The 1,569-nt window shown below is 36.7% G+C and carries 1 protein-coding gene and 1 pseudogene; both read left to right on the top strand.

Annotated elements, in window-relative coordinates:
• A pseudogene (locus ABZA26_RS14790) lies at positions 1 to 318 on the top strand (lipopolysaccharide biosynthesis protein); the annotation flags it as partial.
• 18 nt (positions 319 to 336) lie between these two features.
• A complete protein-coding gene (locus tag ABZA26_RS14785) occupies positions 337 to 1,329 on the top strand; it encodes a glycosyltransferase family 9 protein (RefSeq protein WP_372715250.1) in 993 nt (330 codons plus the stop codon).
• The last annotated feature ends 240 nt before the right edge of the window (positions 1,330 to 1,569 follow it).

Here is a 1,569-nt window from a genome sequence, read left to right as displayed (position 1 = left end):
TTTCAGAATCTGAAAGAGATAGGAGAAGAGCTGGATAAAATACACCAGGCAGGATATCTTCACGGAGACTCCCAGCTTGTGAATTTTATGGTTTCCGACGAAGGGGTTTATCTGATAGACTGTAAACTAAAAAAAAATATTTACGGAAAATTCGGGAGCAGATATGAGTTTATATATCTCGAAGAAAGTTGTCCGGAAAATATCGATATTTATGAAAAAAATGATATATATTACGCAGGAGCCAGGCTCCTGAACATCTACCTTCACTGGTGGGGTAGAACCAGGAAAAAATTAAAGGGTAAAGGACTATCAAAATAAGCAAAAGAGGAGAAAAAGTTGAGGGTATTGGTGATAAGACTCAGTTCCATAGGGGATGTAATACTTACCACTCCTGTACTGAAGGAGTTTAAAAAGAGATATCCAGATGCAGTAGTTGATTTTTTGGTGCTGGATAAATTTAAAGATTCCATAGAGGGGTGCCCATATGTGGATAATCTTATAATTTTTAATAAAAAAGAGTACCGTGGAATAAAGGGCATTAAAAAGTTTTCCGATGGTATAAAGGGCAATGGTTACGACTATGTTTTTGATCTGCATTCGAAACTCAGATCTGTTGCCATCTCTGTTTTTATAGGAGCCAAAACTTTCAGATACAAAAAACGGGCTCTCTGGAAGACAATCCTGGTAAAAGCCAAATTAATAAAATACAGTGCTGATGACACTATTGTGAAAAATTACTTTGGAGCACTGAAGGAACTGGGGGTAAAATATAAAGGGGAAGACCTTAATTTTACCTTTTCAAAAAAAGATCTGGACTCTGTATCAGAGTATAGAGGTTTTGCGGTATTTGCACCGGGAGCATCTAAAAATACAAAAAAATGGACTGTAGAGGGATTTGGTAATCTGGCAAAACTTCTGAGAGAAAAGTATGGTAAAAAAATAGCCCTTATAGGGGGCGCCGGAGATCACGAAATATGTGAAAGTATAAACAGCATAAGCCAGGGAAGCTGTGTAAATCTGGCGGGAAAGCTGTCTCTCAAAGAAAGCGGGGCTCTGCTTTCAGAAGCTAATTTTCTGGTAACCAATGATTCAGGACCTTTTCATATCTCAAGGGGAGTAAAGAAAAAAGCCTTTGTGATCTTCGGACCTACAGATCCGAAGATGTTTGAATATGATCAGTATGGAGTCTTGATATATAGGGGTGAACCGTGCTCTCCGTGCAGCCTACACGGAGATGAGGTATGTCCGAAAGAACACTTCAACTGCATGAAACTTCTGAAAGCAGAGGATGTACTGAAAGTCATAGAAAAAAATATGGGATGGTGCTAACCGTCCATTTTTTTTAGGCAGAAATTTTCTTGAAATTCAAAAATGTAAAAGAGCTGAAGTTGACAGAATGGACCTTATTAAAAAGGAAAAAAAATTTTGACGTATATAGATACTTTAGAATAAATTTTTATTTTAGAGGTATTTAAACCTGGATTTTATATTTTTCAAAAAACTTGAAAAAGACCGAAAAAAGAAAAATAACGAATCAAATGCCTAAAATCCGTGTGAAAGACAAAGCTG

It is taken from the genome of Ilyobacter sp., from assembly GCF_041583315.1.
Lineage (GTDB): Bacteria > Fusobacteriota > Fusobacteriia > Fusobacteriales > Fusobacteriaceae > Ilyobacter.
The sequence above is the reverse complement of the archived record's forward strand: the minus strand, read 5'-3'. Positions and strand labels throughout refer to the sequence as shown.